The sequence below is a fragment of the Paraburkholderia sp. NPDC080076 genome (assembly GCF_050281145.1).
In the GTDB taxonomy this organism is placed as follows: domain Bacteria; phylum Pseudomonadota; class Gammaproteobacteria; order Burkholderiales; family Burkholderiaceae; genus Paraburkholderia.
Genome location: NZ_JBNNWQ010000004.1, coordinates 778947 through 802374 on the forward strand (window position 1 = coordinate 778947; position 23428 = coordinate 802374).

Below are 23428 nucleotides of genomic sequence, written 5' to 3' on the forward strand. Positions count from 1 at the left end.
CGGCGCCCCGCTACGCTTACAGCATTTCGAGCGGACGCTTGCCGCGCGGCGGCTTGAAATAAGCGTCGATAGCGGTCAGTTCGTCCGCGCCGAGTTGCAGTTGCGACGCGCGATGGTTGTCGCGCACGTGCTCGACGCGCGCCGCCTTCGGAATCGCGAACACGCCGGGCTGGCGCAGCACCCATGCGAGCGCCACCTGGAACACCGAGACGCCACGCGCGTCGGCGATATCGTCGAGCGGCGAGCGCTTCGGCAGGCGCGCGTGATCGACCGGACTGTACGCCATGCCCGGCATCTTGCGCGCGGCGAGCCACGGCAGCAGATCGAACTCCGGCCCGCGGCGCGCCACGTTGTAGAGAATCTGATTCGTTGCGCAGGCATCGCCGCCCGGCGTGGCGACGAGTTCTTCCATGTCCTCGGTATCGAAATTACTAACGCCCCAATGGCGGATCTTGCCGGCCCGGCGCAATGCCTCGAAGCCCTCGACCGTTTCCGCGAGCGGCACCGAGCCGCGCCAGTGCAGCAGATACAGATCGAGCTGATCGGTCTTCAAACGCTTGAGACTCTGCTCGCAGGCCGCAATCACGCCGCGGCGGCTGGCGTTGTGCGGATACACCTTGCTGACCAGAAACACCTTGTCGCGCAAGCCGGCGAGCGCGTCGCCCAGCAGCGCTTCGGTCGCGCCGTCGCCGTACATTTCCGCCGTATCGATCAACGTCATGCCGAGTTCGATGCCGCAACGCAGCGCGTCGATTTCAGCGGCACGCCGCGCCGGCTTTTCGCCCATCTCCCAGGTGCCCTGACCCAGTTTCGGAATGTGTTCGCCGTCGGGCAGGCTCACGCTTGCGATGTCGCTCGTCATGCTGACTCCTCGAAGTGGCTCAATGGTCGGCAAAGCCGCTGCGCAGACGAATGCGCGCCGCATGCCACGAAAATCATAGCGACGAGTTTAGCGGTTCAATCGGCATTCGATCGGCCACCAGGCAAAAGCCCGCTATAACACAACGCGCCGATGTCATAGAATTGCCGCTTGCCCTTCTTGCGTGAGCTCCATGACCTCTGCCTCGGAAGACCGCTGGCGCGACCTGCGCCCGGACCCGGAAAACGACACGCCGCTATATCTGCAACTGGCTCGCAAACTCGGCGCCGCCATCCACGAGAACCGCTGGAACGCGGGCGAGGCACTGCCCTCGGAGCGTGTGCTCTCCGAGGCGCTCGGCGTATCGCGGATCACTTCGCGCAAGGCGATTGCCTTGCTGGTCGAGCAGGGTTTGATTCGGCGCACTCAGGGCGCGGGCAGTTTCATCACACCACGCTACGAAGATCCGCTATCGCGTCTGTCGAGCTTTAGCGAAATGCTGCGGCGACGAGGCTTTACGCCGAGTTCGAAGTGGCTCTCGCGCGAAATTTTGCCGGCCAATCGCGACGAAGTGATTCAGCTCGGCTTGTCGCCGGCAGCGGCGGTGACGCGGTTGCGGCGCCTGCGGATGGCCGACGGCATTGTGATGGCGGTTGAGAACTCCACCTTCCCCGCCGCGGTGATTCCCGATCCTCAAGCGATCGGCGATTCGCTGTACACGTATCTGGAGAATCGTGGACTGACGATTGTCCGCGCGTTGCAGCATTTCCGCGCGGTGAACGCGAGCGAGGAAATCGCGCAGCAGATGAGCATCGCGCCGAACGAGGCGCTGCTGTTGATCACGCGTGTGGGCTACACCGCCGATCAGCGGGCGATCGAATTGACCGACACGTACTGCCGCAACGATTACTACGACTTTGTCGCGGAGTTGAGGAAGTAGGTGGCCGGGTCTTTTGCGCTGTGTGCGGGGCATGCGCCGGTTGTGTATCGGCACGCGCCTCGCCACGGGCAGCGGTTACTTGAAGTCCTCACTCCCACTTAGCCTGATGCGCGCCCACTTGGGTCGGCGGCAGCGCGAAATACGCAGGCGTCTCCTCTAAAGCCTCAGCCGGCTGCACGCCCAGCACGCGTCCAAACTCCGACTCCACGGTAGCGAGGCAATCGCGCACATCCTCGAGCGTGACGTCAGGCGCTTTCCAGCCCTCGGGAATCTGCCCGAACGACTGCAGCCACCGGCCCGTTTGCGCGAGCGAGACGCGCACATGCCAGCTGCCGCCTTCTGTAGCCCGCCGCGCCAACGCGGCCATTGCGCCGAAAGCTGCCAGATAACCGGTCGCATGATCCAGCGCCTGACACGGCAAATGCTTGGGCTCGTTCCATCCCGCCGCCTGCCGCTCAGTAAAGGCAATCCCGCTCGCCGACTGCACGAGACTATCGAACCCGCGCCGTCGAGCCCACGGTCCCTCGTGCCCATACGCGGACACCGAAACATAGACGATCCCAGGCCGCACACGCGCCAGTTCCTCGGGACCGAAACCGCGCGCGGCCAGTGCTCCCGGGCGATATGCCTGCAGAAATACATCGGCGTCGGCAGCGAGACCGCGCAAAACCTCGCGCCCCGCCGCGTCGCGCAGATCGGCCAGAGCCGAACGCTTGCCGCGCCCGTTGTCGATCACCAGCGGCGCGATATTCGGCAGATGCGGCCCGTTGATCATCAACACGTCCGCGCCATGCTGCGCGAGTGCCCGCCCGGCCACCGGCCCGGCAATGATGCGCGACAGGTCCAGCACCCGCACGCCCGCCAGCGGCCGATCCACGCCGCCCTTGCGTGGCGGCTCGGCCGGCGCGTCGCCAATGCACTCGATCTCGAAGAGCGGCAAGCCCGCAATCGCTTTCGCCTGATCGAGCGCGGCCCACTCGTCGGGCGTGCGAATCAACGCCGCGCAGAGGCCGGCGTCGGCGAGCGTCTGGTCGAGCCGCGCGCCGTCCCAATCGCGAATTGCGGCGGCCACGGCCGCAGGATCGTTCTCGCAGTCGAGCACCTGCAATACGCCCTGGAGATGATGCGCGAAGTTCGTGTGCAGTTGAATCCAGCGGCCGTCGCGCGTCTCGTAGAAACCCGTCACCGGATCGCGCAAGGCGGGCGGCGGTCCGTCGTCGACACGCAAGTAGCGCTCGCTGCGAAACGACGCCAGCGCGCGCCGCATTTCCACCGTCACATGCTGCCTGCGTCCGGTGCGCAAACGGTGGTATTCGGCCGCCGCAAGGCCGGTCGCGGCGATGCTCGCCGAGGCCAGGCTGCCGACCCGGTAGACCGACGGCAAGCCCGGATCGGCGCCGGTCAGCGTCACGGAATGCAGCGCCGTCGGATCGCACCCGGCGAGCGTCCAGATATGTTTGAGAGCGAGTTCAGGTGTCATGTCGTCCCTAGCGAAGCAGGAAGAAGTGAACCGAGTCTAGAATTTCGCCCCGCCGCAATCAATCTTGATTATGATAATCAATATATATTGATTTCTTCGGTTTCCGCACTTTTCCATGCCGACCCATGCCGACTTCAAACTCCCTGACCGCCGCTGAAGCCGCCGCGACACTGGGCATCAGCTTGCCCACGCTCTACGCGTATGTGAGCCGCGGCATGCTGAGTTCGTCGCCGGATGCGCAGGGCAAGCATCGTCTCTACGATGCTGGCGAAGTGCGACGCCTCGCGCGCCGCAAGGAAGACGGCAAGCGCGCGGGCAAGGTCGCGCAGAAGGTGTTGGACTGGGGCGTGCCGGTGCTCGAATCGTCCATCACGCTGGTCGCCGATGGGCGCCTGCTGTATCGCGGGCACGATGCGATCGAACTGGCGCAAAGCGCGTCGCTCGAGGACATCGCGGCGCTGCTGTGGGAATGCAGCACAAGGCGTATTACCGATGCGCCGGCCGTGCCGTTCGCCACCGCCCAGTGGGCCGCGTGGCTCAAGCTCTGGGGCGACAGCACGCCGCTCGATCGCGCGCTCGTGCTGTTGCCGGCCGCCGCGGCGCAAATGCCGCGGGTGTGGGCGCTCGGCCGCGATGCGCAACTCGATACGGCCTGCGCCGTCATGCGCCTGCTGGCCGCCGCGATGATCTCGGCCGCGCCGTCGAACGAACCGCTGCATCGGCAACTGGCTTTAGCGTGGCATGTGCGTAACCGCCAGCAGGCCGGCTTGCTGCGCGCGGCGCTGGTGGCCTGCGCGGATCATGAATTGAATGCGTCGACCTTCACGGTGCGCTGCATCACGTCGACGGGGACGCACCTGTTCGGCGCGGTGGCGGGCGGTCTCGCCGCCTTGTCGGGACCGCGGCATGGCGGCGAAACGGTGCGCATCGCCGCGCTGCTCGAAGAAGCGTCGCGCGCGCCGGATCTCGACCGCTATCTGGCGAACCGTCTCGCCCGCGTCGAACACGGCGCGCATGGACCAGTGCTGTCGGGCTTCGGTCACCAGCTTTATCCGGACGGGGACCCGAGGGCGCGGCTGTTGTTGGCCATGCTCGCCGACTGCGCGCCGGCGCGTTCGCCGTTGCCTGAAGTGTTGGGACTGGTGCGCACGGTGCGCGACACGACCGGCGCGGAACCGACGGTGGATTTCGCGCTCGCCGCCATCGAGCGAGTGCTGGCGTTGCCGGCTGGCGCCGCCTTCACGCTGTTCGCAGTCGGCCGAGTGGTCGGCTGGATTGCGCACGCCATGGAACAGACGCGCGACGGCCGCTTGATCCGGCCGCGCGCGCGTTACATCGGGGAATATGAGGCTGCCGGGCCGGACTGAGGCGCCGCAAACCCGGCTGATTCGCTCGACGAATCGTCAGGCCGCGCCGAGCCAGCGCGGCAGCCAGTTCAAGACCGGCGGACCCAGCATCGGCTTCGTTGCGGTGCGCTCGGAGCCGCTTGCCAGCGCAAAGCGCGCGCCGGCCTGCCCCGCGCTGATCCACGCCACTGCGCGGCGCGGCAGTTCGATCGACTCGCCGGTAGCGAGCCAGTGATCCTCGCTGTCGCCTGCGATAGTCAGCCAGATCTCACCCGAGATCACCTTGAAGATCGACGGACGCGCGACACGCCAGGCCGTCGCGGGCTCGCCATGTTCCAATTCGAAAATCCGGACTTCACGCATCGCGCTCTCCTTCAAAGAACTTTTCTGTTGTACCGATTATTGACGTGCGATGATCGGATACCCATGCACAGTTCCGAACACTTCCATCGGAACTGTTCAGTCGAAAAACCGGACAGTTGGCGCGGGCAGCATGTTGTTTAGCGCCGAGTTCGAGCGCATCCGGCCTGCGATTCGGTGAAGGTAGATCCTCATGAAACTCGAAATCCAGCTCGATCGACACAACGGCGTGCCGCTGACCGAGCAGATCGTCACCGGCGTCACGACGTGGATCCGCTCGCGCATCGCGCACCCCGGTTCAAAGCTGCCGTCAATTCGCCAGTTCGCCGCCGACTACGGCGTGAGCCGCTTTCCGGTGATCGAGGCTTACGACCGGCTGGTGTCGCTCGGCTACGTCGACTCGCGCCACGGCTCCGGCTTCTATGTCGCCGACCGCCAGCCGGCGGGCACGCACTGCCAGGGCTCCTCGGATCCCCGCCGCGCCGAGGACGAGTCGGACCATCTCCTGCAGCAGTTCAACCATCCGGGCGAAACGCTCAAGCTCGGTAGCGGCTTCATCCCTGAAGCGTGGCGCGACACGGACAGCATCGCGCAGGCAATCCGCCACGTGTCGCGCACCGATCTCGCGAGCATGGTCGATTACGCCACCCCGCTCGGCAACCTGACGTTGCGCGAGCATCTGCAAAGCCGCATCGGCCAGTTGGGGATTCAGGCTGACACGTCGCAGATCCTCATCACCAACGGCGCAAGCCAGGCGCTCGACCTGTTGATGCGTTACATGCTCAAGGCAGGCGACACGATCTTTGTCGAAGACCCCGGTTACTACAACCTCCACGGTCTGCTGAAGCTGCACGGCGTGAAACTGGTCGGCATTCCGCGCACACGCAACGGTCCCGATCTGGATGTGATGCAGGAGCAGTTGAAGTCGCATCGGCCCAAGCTGCTGTTCATCAACACCGTGTTCCACAATCCGACGGGCACCAATGTGGCGCCGCCGGTTGCCTTCCGGCTGCTGCAACTGGCGCGTGAGCACGGCTTCTCGATCATCGAAGACGATATCTACGCCGATTTCCAGACCGACCTCACCGATCGGCTCGCCACGCTCGACCAGCTCGAACACGTGATCTATGTGGGCGGACTGTCGAAGACGCTGTCGTCGTCGCTGCGGATTGGCTGTGTGGTCGCGAGCCACGCGATCATCAAGGATCTGGTCGACATCAAGATGCTGACGAGCATCGGCGGCTCGCGTTTTGCCGAGGCGGTCGCCGTGGCGATGCTGGAGCGCGGCGCGTATCGCAAGTACCTGGAGCGCCTGCGTCGGCGTATGCGCGATGCGCTCGGCTCCACCATTCAGACGCTCGAAGACGCGGGTTGGGAAATTTTCGACAAGCCCGTGGGCGGGAAATTCGTGTGGGCTCGCGTGCCGCATGTCGCCAATGCGGAACGGCTGGTGGAATGCGGCGTGCCGCTGGGGGTGACCGTCGTGCCGGGCAATCACTTCCGGCCGAATATGGAAGTGAGCCCGTGGACCAGGATTCACATCGCATTCGGTAATGACCCGCGTGCGCAGGCGTTCTTTCGCGCCGCCGCGGCGTTGCCGGCGTCGGAGTGAGTTCTGAATGAGCGCCGGCCCGCGCTTTTCCCTAGAATAGCGAGTCCCAGCCCGTCCCTGCGCGCCTAGCCGCCCTCCATGTCCACGCCGACTCCGCCCGCCACCACGCCCGGTACGTCCAGTACACCTTCGCCCCGCTCGCTCACCGTGATGCTGTGGGTCGTCGCCACCGGCTTCTTCATGCAGACCCTCGACTCGACCATCGTCAACACCGCGCTTCCCGCGATGGCGACGAGCCTCGGCGAGTTGCCGCTGCGCATGCAATCGGTGGTGATCGCCTATTCACTGACGATGGCCGTGATGATCCCGGTGTCCGGCTGGCTCGCCGACAAGCTCGGCACGCGACGCGTGTTCTTCAGCGCGATCCTCGTGTTCGCCGTCGCCTCGTTACTATGCGCAAACGCGCATACCTTGAACCAGCTCGTGGCCTTCCGCATCATGCAGGGCGTGGGCGGGGCGATGCTGCTGCCGGTCGGGCGGCTCGCCGTGTTGCGCACCTTTCCGGCCGAACGCTATTTGCCGGCGCTCTCGTTCGTGGCGATCCCGGGTCTCATCGGCCCGCTAATCGGCCCCACGCTCGGCGGCTGGCTCGTGAAGATCGCCTCGTGGCACTGGATCTTTCTGATCAACGTGCCGGTGGGAATCGTCGGTTGCATCGCCACGTTCATCTACATGCCGGATAGCCGGAATGAACACGTCGGCAAGTTCGACATGAAAGGCTATCTGCTGCTGATCGTCGGCATGGTGGCGATTTCGTTCGCGCTCGACGGCCGCACCGAATTCGGCATTCAGCACGCCACGGTGCTGGTGCTGCTGATCCTCAGCCTCGCCTGCTTTGTCGCCTACGGCTTGCACGCCGTGCGCGAGCCCTCGCCGATTTTCTCGCTGGATCTCTTCAAGATCCACACTTTCAGCGTCGGCCTGCTCGGCAATCTGTTCGCGCGGATCGGCAGCGGCGCGATGCCCTATCTGATCCCTCTGCTATTGCAGGTGAGCCTCGGCTATAGCGCGTTTGAAGCCGGCATGATGATGCTGCCGGTGGCGGCTGCGGGCATGGCGTCCAAACGCCTGGTGACGAGCCTGATCATCAAGCACAGCTATCGGCGCGTGCTGATCATCAACACGGTGCTGGTCGGCTTGACCATGGCAAGCTTCGCGCTCACTACCGCGAACCAGCCGCTGTGGCTGCGGCTCGTGCAACTGGCGTTCTTCGGCGGCGTCAACTCGATCCAGTTCACCGCGATGAACACGTTGACGCTCAAGGACCTGGGCACCGGCGGCGCGAGCAGCGGCAACAGCCTGTTTTCGCTAGTCCAGATGCTGTCGATGAGTCTCGGCGTGACGGTGGCCGGCGCCCTGCTCGCGACCTTCACCGGCCTGCTGCCGCGCGTGACGGCCGCCAATTCGCTGCCCGCGTTCCACGCGACGTTCCTGTGTGTCGGCATCATCACGGCAGGCTCGTCGTGGATCTTTGCGCAACTGTCGCCGGACATCCGCACGCCCGCGAAAAAGACCGATCCTTCCGAACGGACCTGATGCGGGTCTACCCGGCTGCGCGCCCGCCACCGACCCGCAACGGGGCGCGGGCCGCACCAGCGAAGTGCGAACCGTCGCCTTCGCACCCGTGCTGGCGCACAATCGTCTAATCTGAGTGTGGCAACTGGGCATGCGTGCTGTGTTTCCGCACGCGCATAGTTCTTGCTCGCCAATCCTGTAAACTCACATCTTGCGCGTGCGAACTTGTGTCGAGCATGCAGGCGCGCAGCCACCTCCACACGACTGACATGATGAGCATGATCGAACTCGATCCTCCCGGCTTCCAGCCACCGCGCCCGATGGCCGGCGACGAAGGCTCCCGGCGCACCGTTCTGTACGGCGGCTACACTGTTTTCAGCGTGTTCCAGCCGGTTTTCTCCGTGTCGCACCGGCGCGCGATCGGTTATCACGCGTCGCTGCGCGCCCATGACGAACACGCGCTGCAAGTGCCGTCCCACGAGGTTTTCACGCAAGCCGCACGACGCGGCGACCTGCTCGAACTCGGGCGGCTCGCCGAATCGCTGCATCTGGGCAACTTCAACGCGTTCGACAGTCACGACGAATGGCTCTTCCTGAGCCTGCACCCCGCCGCGCTGATGGACACCAGTTACGGCGACGCGCTGCTCGCAGGCCTCAAGGCGCTCGGCCTGCCGCCGCAGCGCGTGGTGCTCGAAGTGTCCGAACAGGCGGGCGGCGAAACCACGCGCTTTGCCGAAATCGTCGACGCGCTGCGCAAATCCGGCTTCCTGATCGCGCTCGACGGCTTCGGTGCGAAGCATTCGAACATTGACCGCGTGTGGAATCTGCGGCCGGACATCGTCACGCTCGACCGCTGCATTCTCGCGCAAGCCAGCGAACATTCGCACATTGAACGCGTGCTGCCGGGCCTCGTCTCGCTGCTGCACGAATCCGGCCAACTGGTGCTGATGGGCGGCCTGAGCACCGAACGCGACGCGCTGATCGCGCTCGAATGCAACGTGGACTTCGTGCAAGGCGCGTTCTTCGCGGGCCCGAGCGTCGAACCGGTCAAGCCGCAAGCGGCGGCCGGTTTGATGGACTCGCTATCCGCGGCGCTGCGCGAACGGGTCACCGCGCGCGAACACGCACAATCGGCACGGCTCGCACCGTATGTCACGGCGCTTGAGACGGCCGCCGCGCAACTGGTGGCCGGCGAGTCGGTCGCGCAAGCCACTGCGCCGCTTCTGATGCTCGGCGAGACGGCACGCTGCTTCGTGCTCGACGGGTCGGGCCGGCAGATCGGCGACAACGTGCTCCCGCCGGGGCGCGCGTCGCAACGCGCCAAGCGTTTCCGTCCGCTGCTGCATTCCGAAGGCGCAAGCTGGGAGCGCCGGCCATACTTCATCCAGGCGATGCGCACGCCCGGCCACGTGCATCTCACCCCGCCTTATCTGTCCATCAACGAAGCGCATCTGTGCGTGACCGCCTCGATCGCCGCGCACACGCCGACGGGCACGCAGGTGCTATGCGTGGACATCAACTGGGAAGTCGCAGCCCACCGCAACTGAACTCATGGCGCTCTGCTGGATCCGTGCGAGCAGTTGCGAGACTGCCGCGCGGCCCAGCATGCGGTTGGCGGCTCGCAGACGCGCCGCGCTGGTCACCACGCGCAGCGCGACGATCTTCGTGGAACCATCCTCCAGGCTGTTTGTGGACACGTCGAGTACTCCGACGACATCGCCCTCGAAGATCAACGCAATACACAATGTGCCCGCCACCGATACCGTCTCGGCATTGCTCGCGTGTTCGACGAGCGACGTTACCGTATCCATCCACCCTGCCACCGCCGGTTCAGATGTGCTCACCGGCGCGCACACAGGCGCGTCGCTGACGACTTCCGGCGCATCACTAAAGAGCCGCAACAAGCCGACTCGATCTTGCGCCTCCAACGCCGTGCGCAAGCGCTCGACGATCCGCGCATGCGCTGCGGGATCGGCGGGCTCCACCGGTGCACCCGCGCGTTGCAGACGCGCCTTGGCCCGATGGACGATCTGCCGGCAGGCCGCCGGCGTTCGCTCGAGAATGGCCGCGATCTCGGCGTAGTCACAATCAAAGGCTTCGTGCAGTACGAACGCTGCCCGTTCGTCCGGTTTCAGACGCTCGAGCAGCAGCATCACGCCATAGGACATCTCCGCCGCGCGCAAGGCCAGTTCTTCGGCCGATGGCGCCACCTCATCGAGCCACAGCTCCGGCAACCAGCCGGCGGCCTGCGACGCGCGTTCGCGCTGCACACGCCGCAGCCGGTCGATCGCCACGCGCGTGGTGATCGTGGTGAGCCAGGCGACAGGTAGCTGCACCTCCTGCGTGTCCGCGAGGTGCCATTTCAATCCGACGTCCTGCACCACGTCTTCCGCTTCGGCGCGGCTGCCGAGCATCCGGTACGCCAGCGCGAGCAGGCGGGCGCGCACGGCCTCGAAGCTGGATGCCTTGTCGATTCCTTGTTCTGTCATACGTGGACCTCCAGATCGTGCGTGTTGAAAGGCGCGCGGCGCCCTGCCTGCGAAATGATCCGGGCGCGCGCCGACATCCTGATTCTTTTGGTCTTGACGGCTGGGCATCGAGCGATGTGACAGGTCCGCAAAAAAATATTTCTGTCACGGCGCCCTGTGTCCCGTCGTCATAGGGACAACAACCAGCGCAAGGAATGCGCAGGTTACGGATCGGCTAAGGCGCAGCCTGGAGGCTTCGCGCCATGAAGCCACACGCTCCGCACAAACCGCGGTCACCCAGACCGCATACGCGAGGTCAATATGCAGTCCAGCTATCCAACCATCACCGGCCTTGGCCTCGTGCCCACCGTGATCGAACAGTCCGGCCGCGGCGAGCGCGCCTACGATATCTATTCGCGCTTGCTGCGCGAGCGCATCGTGTTTCTGGTCGGGCCCGTCAACGAGCAATCGGCCAGTGTGATTGTCGCGCAGTTGCTGTTTCTGGAGTCCGAGAATCCCGACAAGGATATTTCTTTTTACATCAATTCGCCGGGCGGTTCGGTGTACGACGGCCTCGCGATCTACGACACCATGCAATTCATCAAACCGGAGGTATCGACCTTGTGCACCGGCTTCGCCGCGAGCATGGGCACCTTTCTGCTGACAGCCGGTCAACGCGGCAAACGGTATGCCTTGCCGAACGCGCGCATCATGATCCATCAGCCGTCGGGCGGCAGCCAGGGCACGGCGGCGGACGTCGAGATTCAGGCGAAGGAAGTGCTCTATCTTCGAGAGCGCCTGAATGCGATAACGGCCGAGCGCACCGGGCGCAGCATCGAGGAAATCGCCCGCGACACCGACCGCGACAACTTCATGTCGGCGCAGGCCGCGAAAACGTACGGTCTCGTCGATGAAGTGCTTGAAACACGCGCGGCGCTGAATGTCGCGCCGTATCACCAGGATAGGTAGCACGGGGGCCCGCGTAGTCAATCCACTGCGAACCAACGCCGTAGGGCTGTGACCCTGAGACTGTTTAGGCACAGCGTCGGCATGCCTGCAAGAGCCCTGGAGAACGTCATAGAAAGCGCGCGCTGTCGCGGGTTTTCGCCGCCCGTATCGGTGCGCCCGGAACACAAAAGCTGATCACCTCCGCTGGAATCGCTATCATGGTCGCGATTCGTCCAATTCGACGATCGCTTCAATGGAGATATACATGGCGTCATCCAACGAAACTGTCAGCATGGCGCTATTCTGCGACTTCGAAAACGTCGCGCTCGGCGTGCGTGACGCGAAGTACGACAAGTTCGATATCAAGCTGGTGCTCGAACGTCTGCTGCTCAAGGGCAGCATTGTCGTGAAGAAAGCATATTGCGACTGGGACCGCTACAAGAGCTTCAAAGGCGCGATGCACGAGGCCAATTTCGAATTGATCGAAATTCCGCACGTGCGCCAATCGGGCAAGAATTCCGCCGACATCCGGCTCGTGGTCGACGCGCTCGACCTCTGCTACACGAAATCGCACGTCAATACGTTTGTGATCATCAGCGGCGACTCGGATTTTTCGCCGCTGGTGTCGAAGCTGCGTGAGAACGCCAAGCAGGTGATCGGCGTCGGCGTGCAGCAATCCACGTCCGATCTGCTGATCGCGAACTGCGACGAGTTCTTCTTTTACGACGACCTCGTGCGGGAGAGTCAGCGCACGGTCGCCAAGCGCGAGTCGTCGCGCCCGCAACAGTCCGCCCAGCCGGCGGCCAAACGCGCGCCCGACGAGGACAAGACCCGCAACAAGGAAGACCTCGAGAAACGCCGCACCAAGGCGGTCGAAATCGCGGTGCAAACGTTCGACGCGCTTGCGTCCGAACGCGGCGATAGCGGCAAGATCTGGGCGTCGGTGCTGAAGAACGCGATCAAGCGCCGCAAGCCGGATTTCAACGAAACGTACTACGGCTTTCGCGCTTTCGGCAATCTGCTCGAAGAAGCTCATGCTCGCGGGCTGCTCGAGTTCGGCCGCGACGAGAAGTCGGGCGCGTATGTGTATCGAAGCACCGCCGCGAACGTGGCCGGCGACAACGCGGGCGAGCCCGTGGAAATCGTGGAGTCGGCGGAACAGTTGTATGAGGCGCAGGTCGCCGAAACGGTGATCGCCGAGTCGGGCGGCAAACACGAGTCGCGCCGTCGAGGACGAGGCAATCGCAAAGCAGGACGCAGCCAACAGGAGACCGTGTACGAAGAGCGTACGACCGTCGAACATGGCGGTGGCGCTCAGGCTCAAGCGGACGGTGTGCGCGAGCAAGCTCCGGAAAATGCCGAGTTCGCTTTTGAACTGCCGGAAGCGCCTTTCGCGGAGGCTGAAGCCGCGAACGCTGAAGAATCCGGCGGCTCGGAGAGGTCGGCAGAAGCAGACGAGCGAGAGACGAGCGGCAAGCAACCCAAGCGCCGCAGCGAACGCGCGCCGCGCAAGACGGCTGCGAAGCGAGCAAAGAAAGCTGCGCCGCGAAGCATCGACGATATTCCGGAGATCGCAGCGCCCGCTGAAGCGCCGGCCGCTTCTGTCACAGCGGAAGAAGCGCCTGCGCCGGTAAAAAAGGCCGCACGTAAGACGGCGTCGCGCAGTCGTCGTCCGCGTAAGACGGCCGCTACGAGCGACGCGGAGTGAGCCGTGATATCTGGCGCGGTGTGTAGCCGTGCCGATGCGGCTGCAACTGCACTAGCCCAGCGGCAAACAGACAGCCTTTGCTTCCAAAGCGCGAAATAAGCGTCTCGTCCGGCGCGATGCGTTGCCAGCGCCGCACCATAACCCACACGACCAACAGAAAGCCCCTGCTCCTCAAAAAATGGAACAGGGGCTTTTTTTCATACCGCGATCCAGATAACCGCAAGCCAACCACCGACACCCACGCGAACACACTCAACTACAGCCGCATCTCACCCAACGCGAAACCATCCCCCTTCCGCTCACAACAACCCAAACACCGCCACCCCATTAGTAGCGCCGACATACACCTTGCCGCGCGCAATCATCGGCGTGATGAACTTGTTGCCCGCGCCCCATTGATCGCGCGTGCCGGCCTGGTTGCTGTTGTACAACTCGACGGCGAGATTGCCCGCGTTGTACGCGTGTAACGCGCCGGTCGTGCCGTTTTCCGCCGCCCAGACAATGCCGTTGCTCGCGCCGTTCGCCGACACAGCCGGTGTCGCGCCCGGATACGGGAAAGTGGTCGGACTCCTCGACGCGGCGGTGGTTGCAAGGAACGCACCCGAGACCGGCAGCGCCTTCAGATTGTCGTTCAGCCCGCCGTAATAGACCACGCCGTTGTAGTAAGCCGGCGATCCCCAGATGCCACCCGCCAACGTGCCGATCAACTCCTGCCAGATGTTGTTGGCCGTCGGGTTGAATTTGCCCATCGAGTCGCGATCGACGACGTAGATGTGGTTGTCCTTGCCGGCCGCCACCGCGAGGTGCTTGACGACCCCTCCTGTCGTGGTCTGATCCGGCAACACCATGGCGCCGCCCGAGCCGAAATCGTTGTCGGTGGCCGCTTGCGTGACCACGTCTGACATCGCGAAGTAATCGGTGACCTGCAGGTTGCCCAAGGAGAGCTTCATCATCGAGTCGCCGAAGTCGCCGTCGACGGGAAAGCCCTGCGCATTCAGCGTGGTGCCGAACGTGCCGTTGCCGTCCACGACGTAAAGCGACGTGCCGTCCGACGCCATGCCCGAGCCGGCCATCCAGATCGAGCCTTGACTGCCGTTCGGCGTGATGTTGATCACGCTGGTCTGTTTCAGCGTGTCGGCGCTATAGGCCATCATCCAGCCGGTGTACGAGCCCCCCATGCAGTGCGCGGTCCAACCCATGTAGATGTTGCCGCCGACCAGCGTAAGTGCCGCGCGCTCCGTATGCAGCGACGGGTTGAAGGTAATCACCCCGTTGACGCTGCCCGCGCCGTTGCCCGGATAAGTCGCCGCGATTTCCGTCGGACCGCCGAGCACTTCGGCGCCGGTCGCCAGATCGAGCGCATGCAGCCGGTGATGGTAGCCGCCGCCACTGTCTTTCGTCATCGCCACGGCATACAGCACGCCATTCGTGCCGCGACTGCGGTCGATTACCGGCGTCGACGTAATGCCGATCTCAGGGGTGATGTCCGGGCATCCGTGGTCGTCGCTGGGCGTTTCGCCGCTGCCGATCAGCGAGACTTTCCACAGTTGCGCGAAAGATGTGGCGTCGTAGGCGTAGACGCTATCGTGTTCGGTGACCACGTAGACCACGTCGTGGGTCGTGCCGCCGATCGACAGGCTGGTGACGAAGAGCGGCTGTCCGTCGACCTTGCCGTCCGCGGCAAGAAACGCGACCTTGCCGAAACTCGCCGAGTTGACGTTCGCCGGTGTAAGCGTGGTCTCGGCGAGCATCTGACCAGTGCGGCCGAGATCGTTGTGATGCATGAGGACGTCGGTGGCGTAGGCCGTCACCGTTGCCGGTGTGTTGCCCGTGCCGGTCGTTCCGGTGCCGGTGCCGGTGCCGGTGCCCGTGCCGGTCGTTCCGGTGCCGGTGCCCGTGCCGGTGGTCGAACCCGTACCGCTACCGGAACCTGTATCCGAGCCGCTCGACGTGCCACTTCCGCTCGCCGACCCCGACGCGGCGCCCGAACCACCGCCGCCACACGACGCGAAACAGGAGGCGACGGCAATCAGCGCCACTACCGTGCCCCGACGGGTCCATGCGCCGAGCCCGGATGTCTCAGCGCCAGCTTGCGAGATTCGCATTTTCGCCTCGTCTCTTGAACGATGCGACGGTCAGCTCCGCACAACCAACGGTGCGCGCCGTGACTCACGTCGCGTGCCGTAAGAGAGGAGCCCGCCACGCGCGTCTCCCGCTCGCCGAACACAGTCATCGCCCTTACGGCTGATTAACCGTACGCTGTTTGCAAAGGCGTTTATCGCCATCGTGTCGCCTCTCTCCGCCATACGAGGCAATACGTGACGGCGATACGATTCAGTGGCCCCGGACGCTCGGCGAAATTCGATCAGTAGTACGGATAGGGCGCATACATTACCGGCGGCGGCCCGTAATAACGGGGCGGCGGAGCAACATATACCGGTTGCGGCGCATAGACCGGCATCCGCGGCTGCGAAATCGTGTTGCCCTTGGATACCATGCACTGCGCGTACGCCGCGTCGTACTGCGCCTGGAGGCTACCGCCCGCGTACTGTGCGCCGTTGGCGCCGGTCGCGCCGCCGATCAGCAAGCCGCTGCCCGCGCCAATGGCCGCGCCCGCGCCGGGATTGCCTGCCGCTGCGCCAAAGAGCGCACCGACAGCGGCACCGCCCAGCGTGCCGATAGCCGCGCTATTGACGCTGTTCGTGGTCGCGGCCTGCGAGGCGCCGGTCGCGTTGGTCGAGCGATAAGCGTAGTCGCGGCAGTTGTAGTCGTCCTGCTGGAACTGATTGAGCGGCTCGCCGCTGCGCGGCAGCGCGACGATGGAAGGACCGCTCGGCGGCACCACCGCGCAACCGCCGAGGAGCGCCAGTGCGACCGCAGCCACAGGCAGTGCGAAGCGTATCGATTGAGGACTTGAGATCATGGTGGCGCACGTTTCTTCATAGGGGACACATACGTTAGGCCAATTTGCGGGCGCTTTGTTTACGAGATAGTTACCGTATTTTTTCCGCCTGCATCTCGACGCGCTGTCGGCAGGCTGAATGCGAATTGGAAGCCGGCTTGCCGTTACCAACTGTGACAAAGATTCATGCGCCGCGGCGAGTGAAAAGCAATCCTATGCATCTTGGGCGCGAGCCCCGTCGAGACCCTTCGACGCACTGACGCGCGACAGCAAGCCACGCCAGGAAAAAGAAAAGCCCTCGCATTCGAGGGCTTTTCTTTCCTGCAATGGCTACGGAGTTCGACGATCAACGCCGCGACCGGATCACCCAGCCAGCGGCGCCGCATTCAAACTCAGCGGCAATCTCACGCGAAGTTCTTCGACGCGAATTCCCAGTTGACGATGTTCCAGTACGCTTCGACGAACTTCGGACGCGCATTGCGGTAGTCGATGTAGTAAGCGTGTTCCCACACGTCGATCGTCAGCAGAGCCTTCGCGTCGGTGGTCAGCGGCGTAGCGGCGTTGCTCGTCGACACGAGGTCGAGCGAACCGTCGGCCTTCTTCACCAGCCATGCCCAGCCCGAGCCGAACGTGCCGACCGCGGTCTTGGCGAACTCTTCCTTGAACTTGTCGAACGAACCCCACTTGGCGTTGATCGCGTCAGCGAGCGCGCCGGTCGGCGCACCGCCACCTTGCGGCGACAGGCTGTTCCAGAAGAACGTGTGGTTCCACACTTGAGCTGCGTTATTGAACACGCCGCCCGATGCCTTCTTGACGATTTCTTCGAGCGACAGGTTCTCGAACTCCGTGCCCTTGATCAGATTGTTCAGGTTGGTCACATAGGTCTGGTGATGCTTGCCGTAGTGATACTCGAGCGTCTCTTCCGACATGTTCGGCACGAGTGCGTTTTTCGCGAACGGCAGCGGCGGGAGCGTATGTTCCATGGTGCTTTCCTTCTGTCTGTATCTGTTGTGGGGGAGTCTGCGGATAACGCTTTTGAGCACTCGATTGTAGGCGACTTGGAATAACCCCGCAAACCAACGGACTTTATGCCCGGCATTGGCGAACACGCCTCGGGCACAGCGTAATTAGTGCTTGCGCACCCGGTGTGCCCGGCCCTCGCAACAGTCAAAAATACAGGCGCCGAGGCCGTCGGCGAAGTGTCAGAAACCGTCGGTCAGGCGCGGCTGCACATCGGCCAGCGCGATATCCGCGGCACCTTCCGCAAGATGCACCGTCAGGCGCCGTCCCGGCTTCAACGACGACGGCGCGCGCACCGCGCGTCCGCTCTGGGCGTCGAGCACGGCGGCATAACCACGCTCCAGCGTACGCTGCGGACTCAGCACTTCGAGACGCGCAGCGAGCGTGTCGATGCGCGCGGTCTGACGTTCATGCTGGCGTAACAAAGCCGCGTCCAGACGTTGCGAAAGATGGCCGAGTTTCGCCTGATGCCCGGCGAGATCCGGACGCCAACGCTGCCAGCGCATCTGCAGCAGCGAAAACCGCGCTCGCGCGTCGCGCACCGGACGCGCGCCCGCCGATGCCAACCGCACGCTCAATTGCTGCAGATGCGTGCGTTGCCGCGCGAGCCGCTCGGCCGGCGACACCAGCCGACGCGCGAGCCAATCGAGTTGCTGGGCGCGCCGCTCCATCATGCGGCCGAAGCCGCGCGCGAGCGTCGCGTGGCGGTGATCCAACTCGCGCAACAGCAGCACGCGCTGCGGACTGACGAGTTCGGCGGCGCCGGTGGGCGTCGGCGCGCGCACGTCCGCGGCAAAGTCGGCGATCGTGAAATCGGTTTCGTGGCCCACGCCGGTAACCACGGGAATCGCGCTTTCGGCGATCGCGCGCGCCAGCACTTCTTCGTTGAACGCCCACAAGTCTTCGATCGAGCCGCCGCCGCGGCACACGATCAGCACGTCGACTTCGCGCCGCGCGTTGGCGGCGTCGACCATCGCGGCGAGCTTGCCGCTCACGCCCACGCCCTGCACCGGCGCCGGATAAATGATCACCGGAATGTGCGGTGCGCGCCGCGACAGCGTGGTCAGGACGTCGCGCAACGCCGCGGCCTGCAACGACGTGACGATGCCGATCGCCCGCGGATGCGTCGGCAACGCGCGTTTGCGTTCGGCGGCAAAGAGCCCCTCGGCTTCGAGCTGCGCTTTCAGCCGGAGGAACGCTTCGTAGAGACGCCCCTGTCCGGTGCGCCGCACCGCTTCCACATTCAGTTGCAGTTCGCCGCGCGGCTCGTACATCGTCACCAGCGCGCGCACTTCGATGCGGTCGCCTTCGCGCGGCGTGAATTCGGCGTATTGCGCCCGCCCGCGGAACATCACGCAACGCATCTGCGCCTGCGCATCCTTGATCGAGAAATACCAATGGCCGCTCGCGGCGCGCGTGAAGTTCGACACTTCGCCGGCGACCCAGACGAGCGGAAACGAACGTTCGAGCATCGTGCCGATCGCGCGATTGAGCGCCGAAACGGGAACGACGACCTCACCGCCGGGCGTCGCCGACGAGGAAAAAGGGCTTTCGGGATTCATGCGAGGAATATGGGTGGCTGGCCGGACAGACGATAGACCGACCGGCCATCCGCGTCCAGCGCCGCGCTCGAATTGTTAAAAGTGTCCACATGGCGGGACCCGCCAGACGGATCCCGCCAGATTGCCTGCGAGGCCGCATGAATTCCAGGCATGTCGTTGATTTATATGGTGTTTACATCCCGTTAAAAAGAATGATTGCCGATACCGGGCGCGCGGAATGGCCTTCTCCGCCCGTCGGACGGCAGGTTCTCCACAAAGTTATCCACAGGCTGCGAGCAACGCCGGAAGCGCCGTTTCGCCGCGCGGCGCATGGCGCGCGGCTTGCCGGGCGTGATGCTCGCGCGCTAGAGTGGCGGGTTCGACGGCATGCCGAACGCCCCGCGGCGCCCGGCATTGCGGCACACTGCGAAAGTGCGTCCGTTGCCGCCTCGCTTCATTTTTCGCCTCACTTTCGATAGTCCGGAGAACCGCGTTGATGCTTGCCCCGCGTATTGCGCCTAGCTCCTTCACGCCGCCGTCCCGGCGCTTTTTAGCGAGCGGCGCGCCACTCGTCTGCGCGACGTGCCCATGAGCGAAGTCAGCAACCGTCTCGAAGCACGCCTCGCGCGCGAATGGCAACAGCGCGGCCCCCTCGCCTGGGCGCTGTCGCCGCTCGCCTGCGCGTTCGGCGCGATCGCCGCCGCGCGCCGCGCGGCCTTTTCGTTCGGCTGGTTGAAATCGGTGCGCATCGGCGTGCCCGTGGTGGTGGTCGGCAATGTGACCGTCGGCGGTACCGGTAAGACGCCGACCGTGATCGCGCTGGTCGAGGCGTTGCGCGCCGCGGGCTTCAAACCCGGCGTGGTGTCGCGCGGCTACGGCGCGCGCGTGAAGACGCCGACGCGGGTCACTTCCACCTCTGCGGCGAGTGTCGGCGGTGACGAGCCGCTTCTGATCGCACGCCGCACCGGTGCGCCGGTGTGGGTCTGTCCGGATCGCGTGGCGGCCGCGCAGGCGCTGTGCGCCGCGCACCGCGAAGTCGACGTGATCGTGAGCGACGACGGCTTGCAGCATTACCGGCTCGAGCGCGACGCCGAACTGGTCGTGTTCGATCACCGGCTCGGCGGCAACGGTTTCCTGCTGCCGGCCGGTCCGCTGCGCGAGCCGCTGTCGCGCCGCCGCGACGCGACGCTCATCAACGATCCTTACGCGCGCACGCTGCCGGCGTGGCCGAACACCTTCGCGCTGCAACTCGCGCCCGCCGACGCGTGGCATCTGGACAATCCCGCGTTGCGCCGGCCGCTCGCGCAATTCAGCGGCGATCGCGTGCTGGCGGCAGCAGGCATCGGCGCGCCGGAGCGCTTTTTCGCCACGCTGCGCGCCGCCGGCCTCACGCCCGCCACGCGCGCACTGCCGGATCACTACGCGTTCGAGCGCAATCCGTTTACGGACGTGGACGCCGACGCCATCCTGATAACGGAAAAGGATGCGGTAAAATTAGGGTCCTGGCACGACGCGCGCATCTGGGTTGTCCCGGTCGAAGCCGCGCTCGATCATCGCCTCATTGCATTAGTTGTGGAGAAAGTCCGTGGACGCTCGCCTGCTTGAAATTCTCGTCTGCCCGATCTGCAAGGGCCCGCTCAGCTACGACCGCGCCGCGCAGGAGCTGATCTGCAATGCGGACAAGCTGGCCTATCCGATTCGCGACGGCATTCCCGTCATGCTGGTCGACGAAGCGCGGCAGACCGTGGAAGGCACGCCGGTCGATCTGAATCCGGGCTCGGTGGCCTGAGTCAGACAGCGCTCGCGCGGGCGGCCGCCATGTCAGTGTGGCGCGTGGCGCGAGCTGAATCCGTCGACTTGTCCGTTCGCGGCCGCGCTGCATGCGCGGCCGATTTCTTCCGGCTTCATCGCCGCCCGTCTTTGCGCTTGCCTTGCCGATGACCCACGCCAACACCACCACTCCCCCGTTTATCGCCGTCGTGCCGGCCCGGCTCGCCTCGACGCGTCTGCCCAACAAGCCGCTCGCCGACATCGGCGGCAAGCCGATGGTGGTGCGGGTCGCCGAACGCGCGCGCGAATCGGGCGCGCAGCAGGTGCTGGTCGCCTCGGACGCGCAAGCGGTGCTCGACGCCGCCCGCGACCACGGCTTCGAAGCGGTGTTGACGCGCGCGGACCATCCGTCCGGCACCGACCGTCTCGCGGAAGTCGCGGCGCAATTCGGCTGGAGCGACGAGACGATCGTGGTCAACGTGCAAGGCGACGAACCGCTGATCGATCCGGCGCTCGTGTGCGGCGTTGCGTCGCACCTTGCGGCGAGCCACGGCTGCGCGATCGCCACCGCGGCGCACCCGATCACCGACCCCGCCGAAATCTTCAACCCGAACGTCGTCAAGGTCGTGCTCGACGCGCGCGGCGTCGCGCTGTACTTTTCGCGCGCGCCGATTCCATGGGCACGCGACGCCTATCAGCCGCACTGGCCCGATGTCGCATCGATGCCCGCGCCGCCCGCGCCCGCGGTAGTTCATCGGCATATCGGGCTGTACGCGTATCGCGCGCAATTCCTGCGCACGTACCCCAGCCTCGCAATCTCGCCGATCGAACAGGTCGAAGCGCTCGAACAACTGCGCGCGATGTGGCACGGCGAGCGCATCGCGGTGCTCGTCACGCACGACGTGCCGCTGCCCGGTGTCGACACACCCGCCGATCTCGCGCGCGTGCAGGCTTTATTCGGGTCTTGAGCGGAAAAACCCATGGCATAATCGGACGGTTGTGCGCGCCTCCCGCTACACGCGAGAGTCAGGGTTTGCCCGGTCGCGCCGTCGCCGTCTTGCAGCGCCGTCGTCTTCGACGTGCAGCGCGAGACCTGGAACGGCAGCCGATGCGGGTCCCCTCGACGCATCGTGGGACGTCCGCAGCGCCACCAAAGAATTCACATAGATCTGGAGATATCACATGCGTTTGATCCTTTTGGGTGCGCCCGGCGCGGGCAAGGGCACTCAGGCGACCTTCATCAAGGAAAAGTTCGGCATTCCGCAAATTTCCACTGGCGACATGCTGCGCGCGGCCGTCAAGGCAGGCACGCCGCTCGGCCTTGAAGCCAAGCGCTTCATGGATGCCGGCGAACTGGTCACGGACGAACTGATCATCAACCTGGTGAAAGAGCGTCTGCAGCAGCCGGACTGCGCGAACGGCTATCTGTTCGACGGTTTTCCGCGCACCATTCCGCAAGCTGAAGCCATGAAGCAGGCCGGCGTTCCGATCGACTACGTGCTGGAAATCGACGTGCCGTTCGACGAGATCATCGTGCGCATGAGCGGCCGCCGCTCGCACGCGGCGTCGGGCCGTACGTATCACGTCAAGTTCAATCCGCCGAAGGTCGAAGGCGTGGACGACGTGACCGGCGAACCGCTGATCCAGCGCGACGACGACAAGGAAGAAACCGTCAAGAAGCGTCTGGAAGTGTACGAGGCGCAAACCAAACCGCTGATCGAGTACTACAACACCTGGGCGAAGAACGGCGATTCGTCGACCCCGTTGACCGCGCCGCAGTATCGGCGCATTTCAGGCCTCGGCAGCGTCGACGAAATTCGTGACCGTGCGTTCGAGGCGTTGAAGTAAGCTCGTTTGCGTCTGTCTGTGATCGCTTCTGAAAAAACCCGCCCCTTGCCGGCGGGTTTTTTTATGCAACGCGTGGCGCGAGTGCGGTGCTTCCTCTATCCGGCCGCGCTCCGTATTAATTAGCCATCCGTAACGGTTTGCTCTGCCTGCGCCCGCTGACAGCGCGTGAATCGGGCGCCTGCCGCTTCGCTTTCCGCATTGCAGCATAGCCGTTACAATCGATCATCGAAAAGATATTCGATCTAGACATTACTGAACCGTAGCAAAGGAGAAGACATGGAGATTCGTGACAACGTTTTCCTGATCACCGGTGGTGCATCGGGTCTAGGCGCAGCCACGGCGCGCCTGTTCGTCGAAAACGGCGGCAAAGTCGTGCTCGCCGATCTGAATGTGGATGCCGGCGAGGCGCTCGCGAAAGAACTCGGCGGCGTCTTCGTCAAATGCGATGTAAGCCGCGAAGACGACGCCACCCAAGCCGTCGAAGCCGCCACCAAGCTCGGCACGCTGCGCGGCCTCGTCAATTGCGCGGGCGTCGCGCCGGCCGTCAAAACGGTCGGCAAGGACGGCCCCCATCCGCTCGACTCGTTCGCGCGCACCGTCTCGATCAATCTGATCGGCACCTTCAACATGATCCGGCTCGCCGCCGCGGCTATGTCGAAGAACGAGCCGAACGCGAATGGCGAGCGCGGCGTGATCATCAACACGGCGTCGGTGGCCGCGTATGACGGCCAGATCGGCCAGGCGGCTTATGCAGCGTCCAAGGCCGGCGTGGTCGGCATGACGCTGCCGATCGCACGCGACCTGTCGCGCAACGCGATCCGCGTGATGACGATCGCACCGGGCATTTTCGAAACGCCCATGCTGCTCGGCATGCCGCAGGAAGTGCAGGACGCCTTGGGCGCGATGGTGCCGTTCCCGCCGCGTCTCGGCAAACCGGCGGAGTACGCGATGCTCGCCAAGCAGATCTTCGACAATCCGATGCTCAATGGCGAAGTGATTCGTCTGGACGGCGCGATTCGGATGCAGCCGAAGTAAGCCTGTGTGCGGCGCGGGGTTTCGTATAGCCCGCGCCAATGAAAAACGCCTGCACATGATCATCATGTGCAGGCGT

20 protein-coding genes are annotated in these 23428 nt (G+C 64.6%); 12 read left to right on the forward strand and 8 right to left on the reverse strand.

Going from position 1 to position 23428, the window contains the following annotated elements; translation table 11 throughout:
* Positions 1-16: 16 nt before the first annotated feature.
* Positions 17-862 carry an aldo/keto reductase gene (locus ACQKRQ_RS20615; protein WP_427479054.1) on the reverse strand — a complete coding sequence of 282 codons (846 nt, stop codon included), beginning with the start codon at positions 860-862 and terminating at the stop codon, positions 17-19.
* 190 nt (positions 863-1052) lie between these two features.
* Between ACQKRQ_RS20615 and ACQKRQ_RS20620 the strand changes: the two genes are divergently transcribed.
* Positions 1053-1799 carry a GntR family transcriptional regulator gene (locus ACQKRQ_RS20620; protein WP_012434145.1) on the forward strand — a complete coding sequence of 249 codons (747 nt, stop codon included), beginning with the start codon at positions 1053-1055 and terminating at the stop codon, positions 1797-1799.
* An 88-nt stretch (positions 1800-1887) separates the two neighbouring features.
* On the opposite strand, the gene ACQKRQ_RS20625 is transcribed toward ACQKRQ_RS20620, so the two are convergent.
* Complete coding sequence (locus ACQKRQ_RS20625; RefSeq protein WP_427479056.1) at positions 1888-3279, reverse strand: CoA transferase; 1392 nt, start codon at positions 3277-3279, stop codon at positions 1888-1890.
* A 125-nt stretch (positions 3280-3404) separates the two neighbouring features.
* Between ACQKRQ_RS20625 and ACQKRQ_RS20630 the strand changes: the two genes are divergently transcribed.
* On the forward strand, positions 3405-4646 hold the full coding sequence (locus tag ACQKRQ_RS20630) for a citrate/2-methylcitrate synthase (protein ID WP_408179813.1): 1242 nt from the start codon (positions 3405-3407) through the stop codon (positions 4644-4646).
* 36 nt (positions 4647-4682) lie between these two features.
* On the opposite strand, the gene ACQKRQ_RS20635 is transcribed toward ACQKRQ_RS20630, so the two are convergent.
* The gene (locus ACQKRQ_RS20635) at positions 4683-4988 is read right to left on the reverse strand and encodes a DUF2917 domain-containing protein (protein WP_427479059.1); all 306 of its coding nucleotides are present in this window, start codon (positions 4986-4988) and stop codon (positions 4683-4685) included.
* A gap of 190 nt (positions 4989-5178) precedes the next feature.
* Here ACQKRQ_RS20635 and ACQKRQ_RS20640 point away from each other — a divergent pair, with 190 nt between their 5' ends.
* The 3 genes from ACQKRQ_RS20640 to ACQKRQ_RS20650 all read left to right on the forward strand — a co-directional run bounded on the left by ACQKRQ_RS20640 (position 5179) and on the right by ACQKRQ_RS20650 (position 9659).
* On the forward strand, positions 5179-6597 hold the full coding sequence (locus tag ACQKRQ_RS20640; RefSeq protein WP_427479060.1) for a PLP-dependent aminotransferase family protein: 1419 nt from the start codon (positions 5179-5181) through the stop codon (positions 6595-6597).
* 78 nt (positions 6598-6675) lie between these two features.
* On the forward strand, positions 6676-8133 hold the full coding sequence (mdtD, locus tag ACQKRQ_RS20645; RefSeq protein ID WP_427479062.1) for a multidrug transporter subunit MdtD: 1458 nt from the start codon (positions 6676-6678) through the stop codon (positions 8131-8133).
* Positions 8134-8384: 251 nt separating this feature from the next.
* A complete protein-coding gene (locus ACQKRQ_RS20650; protein ID WP_132373366.1) occupies positions 8385-9659 on the forward strand; it encodes an EAL domain-containing protein in 1275 nt (424 codons plus the stop codon).
* On the opposite strand, the gene ACQKRQ_RS20655 is transcribed toward ACQKRQ_RS20650, so the two are convergent.
* Entirely contained in the window at positions 9615-10601 is a 987-nt protein-coding gene (locus tag ACQKRQ_RS20655) for a sigma-70 family RNA polymerase sigma factor (RefSeq protein ID WP_427479064.1), read from the reverse strand. The genes ACQKRQ_RS20650 and ACQKRQ_RS20655 overlap by 45 nt on opposite strands.
* A 300-nt stretch (positions 10602-10901) precedes the next feature.
* On the opposite strand from ACQKRQ_RS20655, the gene clpP reads away from it, so the two are divergent.
* Entirely contained in the window at positions 10902-11549 is a 648-nt protein-coding gene (gene clpP / locus ACQKRQ_RS20660) for an ATP-dependent Clp endopeptidase proteolytic subunit ClpP (RefSeq protein ID WP_132373364.1), read from the forward strand.
* A 244-nt stretch (positions 11550-11793) separates the two neighbouring features.
* The gene (locus ACQKRQ_RS20665) at positions 11794-13236 is read left to right on the forward strand and encodes an NYN domain-containing protein (protein WP_427479067.1); all 1443 of its coding nucleotides are present in this window, start codon (positions 11794-11796) and stop codon (positions 13234-13236) included.
* A gap of 299 nt (positions 13237-13535) precedes the next feature.
* On the opposite strand, the gene ACQKRQ_RS20670 is transcribed toward ACQKRQ_RS20665, so the two are convergent.
* From ACQKRQ_RS20670 to xseA, 4 genes are all read right to left on the reverse strand, one after another.
* Positions 13536-15341, reverse strand: coding sequence for a pyrrolo-quinoline quinone (locus tag ACQKRQ_RS20670; protein WP_427479069.1), 1806 nt, complete (start codon positions 15339-15341; stop codon positions 13536-13538).
* Between the two features lie 260 nt (positions 15342-15601).
* Entirely contained in the window at positions 15602-16159 is a 558-nt protein-coding gene (locus ACQKRQ_RS20675; protein WP_427479071.1) for a glycine zipper family protein, read from the reverse strand.
* A gap of 383 nt (positions 16160-16542) precedes the next feature.
* Positions 16543-17121, reverse strand: coding sequence for a superoxide dismutase [Fe] (sodB, locus tag ACQKRQ_RS20680; RefSeq protein WP_132373360.1), 579 nt, complete (start codon positions 17119-17121; stop codon positions 16543-16545).
* A 219-nt stretch (positions 17122-17340) separates the two neighbouring features.
* The gene (xseA, locus tag ACQKRQ_RS20685) at positions 17341-18720 is read right to left on the reverse strand and encodes an exodeoxyribonuclease VII large subunit (protein WP_427479073.1); all 1380 of its coding nucleotides are present in this window, start codon (positions 18718-18720) and stop codon (positions 17341-17343) included.
* Positions 18721-19287: 567 nt separating this feature from the next.
* Here xseA and lpxK point away from each other — a divergent pair.
* From lpxK to ACQKRQ_RS20710, 5 genes are all read left to right on the forward strand, one after another.
* Positions 19288-20304 carry a tetraacyldisaccharide 4'-kinase gene (lpxK, locus tag ACQKRQ_RS20690; RefSeq protein ID WP_132373358.1) on the forward strand — a complete coding sequence of 339 codons (1017 nt, stop codon included), beginning with the start codon at positions 19288-19290 and terminating at the stop codon, positions 20302-20304.
* Complete coding sequence (locus tag ACQKRQ_RS20695; RefSeq protein WP_007180583.1) at positions 20285-20488, forward strand: Trm112 family protein; 204 nt, start codon at positions 20285-20287, stop codon at positions 20486-20488. Before lpxK ends, ACQKRQ_RS20695 begins: the two co-directional genes overlap by 20 nt.
* Before the next feature lie 148 nt (positions 20489-20636).
* Positions 20637-21437 (forward strand): 3-deoxy-manno-octulosonate cytidylyltransferase, encoded by an 801-nt coding sequence (kdsB, locus tag ACQKRQ_RS20700; protein ID WP_408286769.1) that lies wholly within the window; start codon positions 20637-20639, stop codon positions 21435-21437.
* 214 nt (positions 21438-21651) lie between these two features.
* Complete coding sequence (gene adk / locus ACQKRQ_RS20705; RefSeq protein WP_132373356.1) at positions 21652-22317, forward strand: adenylate kinase; 666 nt, start codon at positions 21652-21654, stop codon at positions 22315-22317.
* A gap of 276 nt (positions 22318-22593) precedes the next feature.
* The gene (locus ACQKRQ_RS20710) at positions 22594-23352 is read left to right on the forward strand and encodes a 3-hydroxyacyl-CoA dehydrogenase (protein ID WP_168795051.1); all 759 of its coding nucleotides are present in this window, start codon (positions 22594-22596) and stop codon (positions 23350-23352) included.
* Positions 23353-23428: the final 76 nt, after the last annotated feature.

Excerpts from the sequence above, each read along its gene's own strand:
- mdtD (WP_427479062.1), top strand. The coding sequence starts at position 6,676 with ATGTCCACGCCGACTCCGCCCGCCACCACGCCCGGTACGTCCAGTACA.
- ACQKRQ_RS20710 (WP_168795051.1), top strand. The coding sequence starts at position 22,594 with ATGGAGATTCGTGACAACGTTTTCCTGATCACCGGTGGTGCATCGGGT.
- xseA (WP_427479073.1), bottom strand. The coding sequence starts at position 18,720 with ATGAATCCCGAAAGCCCTTTTTCCTCGTCGGCGACGCCCGGCGGTGAG.
- ACQKRQ_RS20620 (WP_012434145.1), top strand. The coding sequence starts at position 1,053 with ATGACCTCTGCCTCGGAAGACCGCTGGCGCGACCTGCGCCCGGACCCG.
- sodB (WP_132373360.1), bottom strand. The coding sequence starts at position 17,121 with ATGGAACATACGCTCCCGCCGCTGCCGTTCGCGAAAAACGCACTCGTG.
- ACQKRQ_RS20635 (WP_427479059.1), bottom strand. The coding sequence starts at position 4,988 with ATGCGTGAAGTCCGGATTTTCGAATTGGAACATGGCGAGCCCGCGACG.
- clpP (WP_132373364.1), top strand. The coding sequence starts at position 10,902 with ATGCAGTCCAGCTATCCAACCATCACCGGCCTTGGCCTCGTGCCCACC.
- adk (WP_132373356.1), top strand. The coding sequence starts at position 21,652 with ATGCGTTTGATCCTTTTGGGTGCGCCCGGCGCGGGCAAGGGCACTCAG.
- ACQKRQ_RS20650 (WP_132373366.1), top strand. The coding sequence starts at position 8,385 with ATGAGCATGATCGAACTCGATCCTCCCGGCTTCCAGCCACCGCGCCCG.
- lpxK (WP_132373358.1), top strand. The coding sequence starts at position 19,288 with ATGAGCGAAGTCAGCAACCGTCTCGAAGCACGCCTCGCGCGCGAATGG.
- ACQKRQ_RS20655 (WP_427479064.1), bottom strand. The coding sequence starts at position 10,601 with ATGACAGAACAAGGAATCGACAAGGCATCCAGCTTCGAGGCCGTGCGC.
- kdsB (WP_408286769.1), top strand. The coding sequence starts at position 20,637 with ATGACCCACGCCAACACCACCACTCCCCCGTTTATCGCCGTCGTGCCG.
- ACQKRQ_RS20675 (WP_427479071.1), bottom strand. The coding sequence starts at position 16,159 with ATGATCTCAAGTCCTCAATCGATACGCTTCGCACTGCCTGTGGCTGCG.
- ACQKRQ_RS20625 (WP_427479056.1), bottom strand. The coding sequence starts at position 3,279 with ATGACACCTGAACTCGCTCTCAAACATATCTGGACGCTCGCCGGGTGC.
- ACQKRQ_RS20615 (WP_427479054.1), bottom strand. The coding sequence starts at position 862 with ATGACGAGCGACATCGCAAGCGTGAGCCTGCCCGACGGCGAACACATT.
- ACQKRQ_RS20630 (WP_408179813.1), top strand. The coding sequence starts at position 3,405 with ATGCCGACTTCAAACTCCCTGACCGCCGCTGAAGCCGCCGCGACACTG.
- ACQKRQ_RS20670 (WP_427479069.1), bottom strand. The coding sequence starts at position 15,341 with ATGCGAATCTCGCAAGCTGGCGCTGAGACATCCGGGCTCGGCGCATGG.
- ACQKRQ_RS20640 (WP_427479060.1), top strand. The coding sequence starts at position 5,179 with ATGAAACTCGAAATCCAGCTCGATCGACACAACGGCGTGCCGCTGACC.
- ACQKRQ_RS20665 (WP_427479067.1), top strand. The coding sequence starts at position 11,794 with ATGGCGTCATCCAACGAAACTGTCAGCATGGCGCTATTCTGCGACTTC.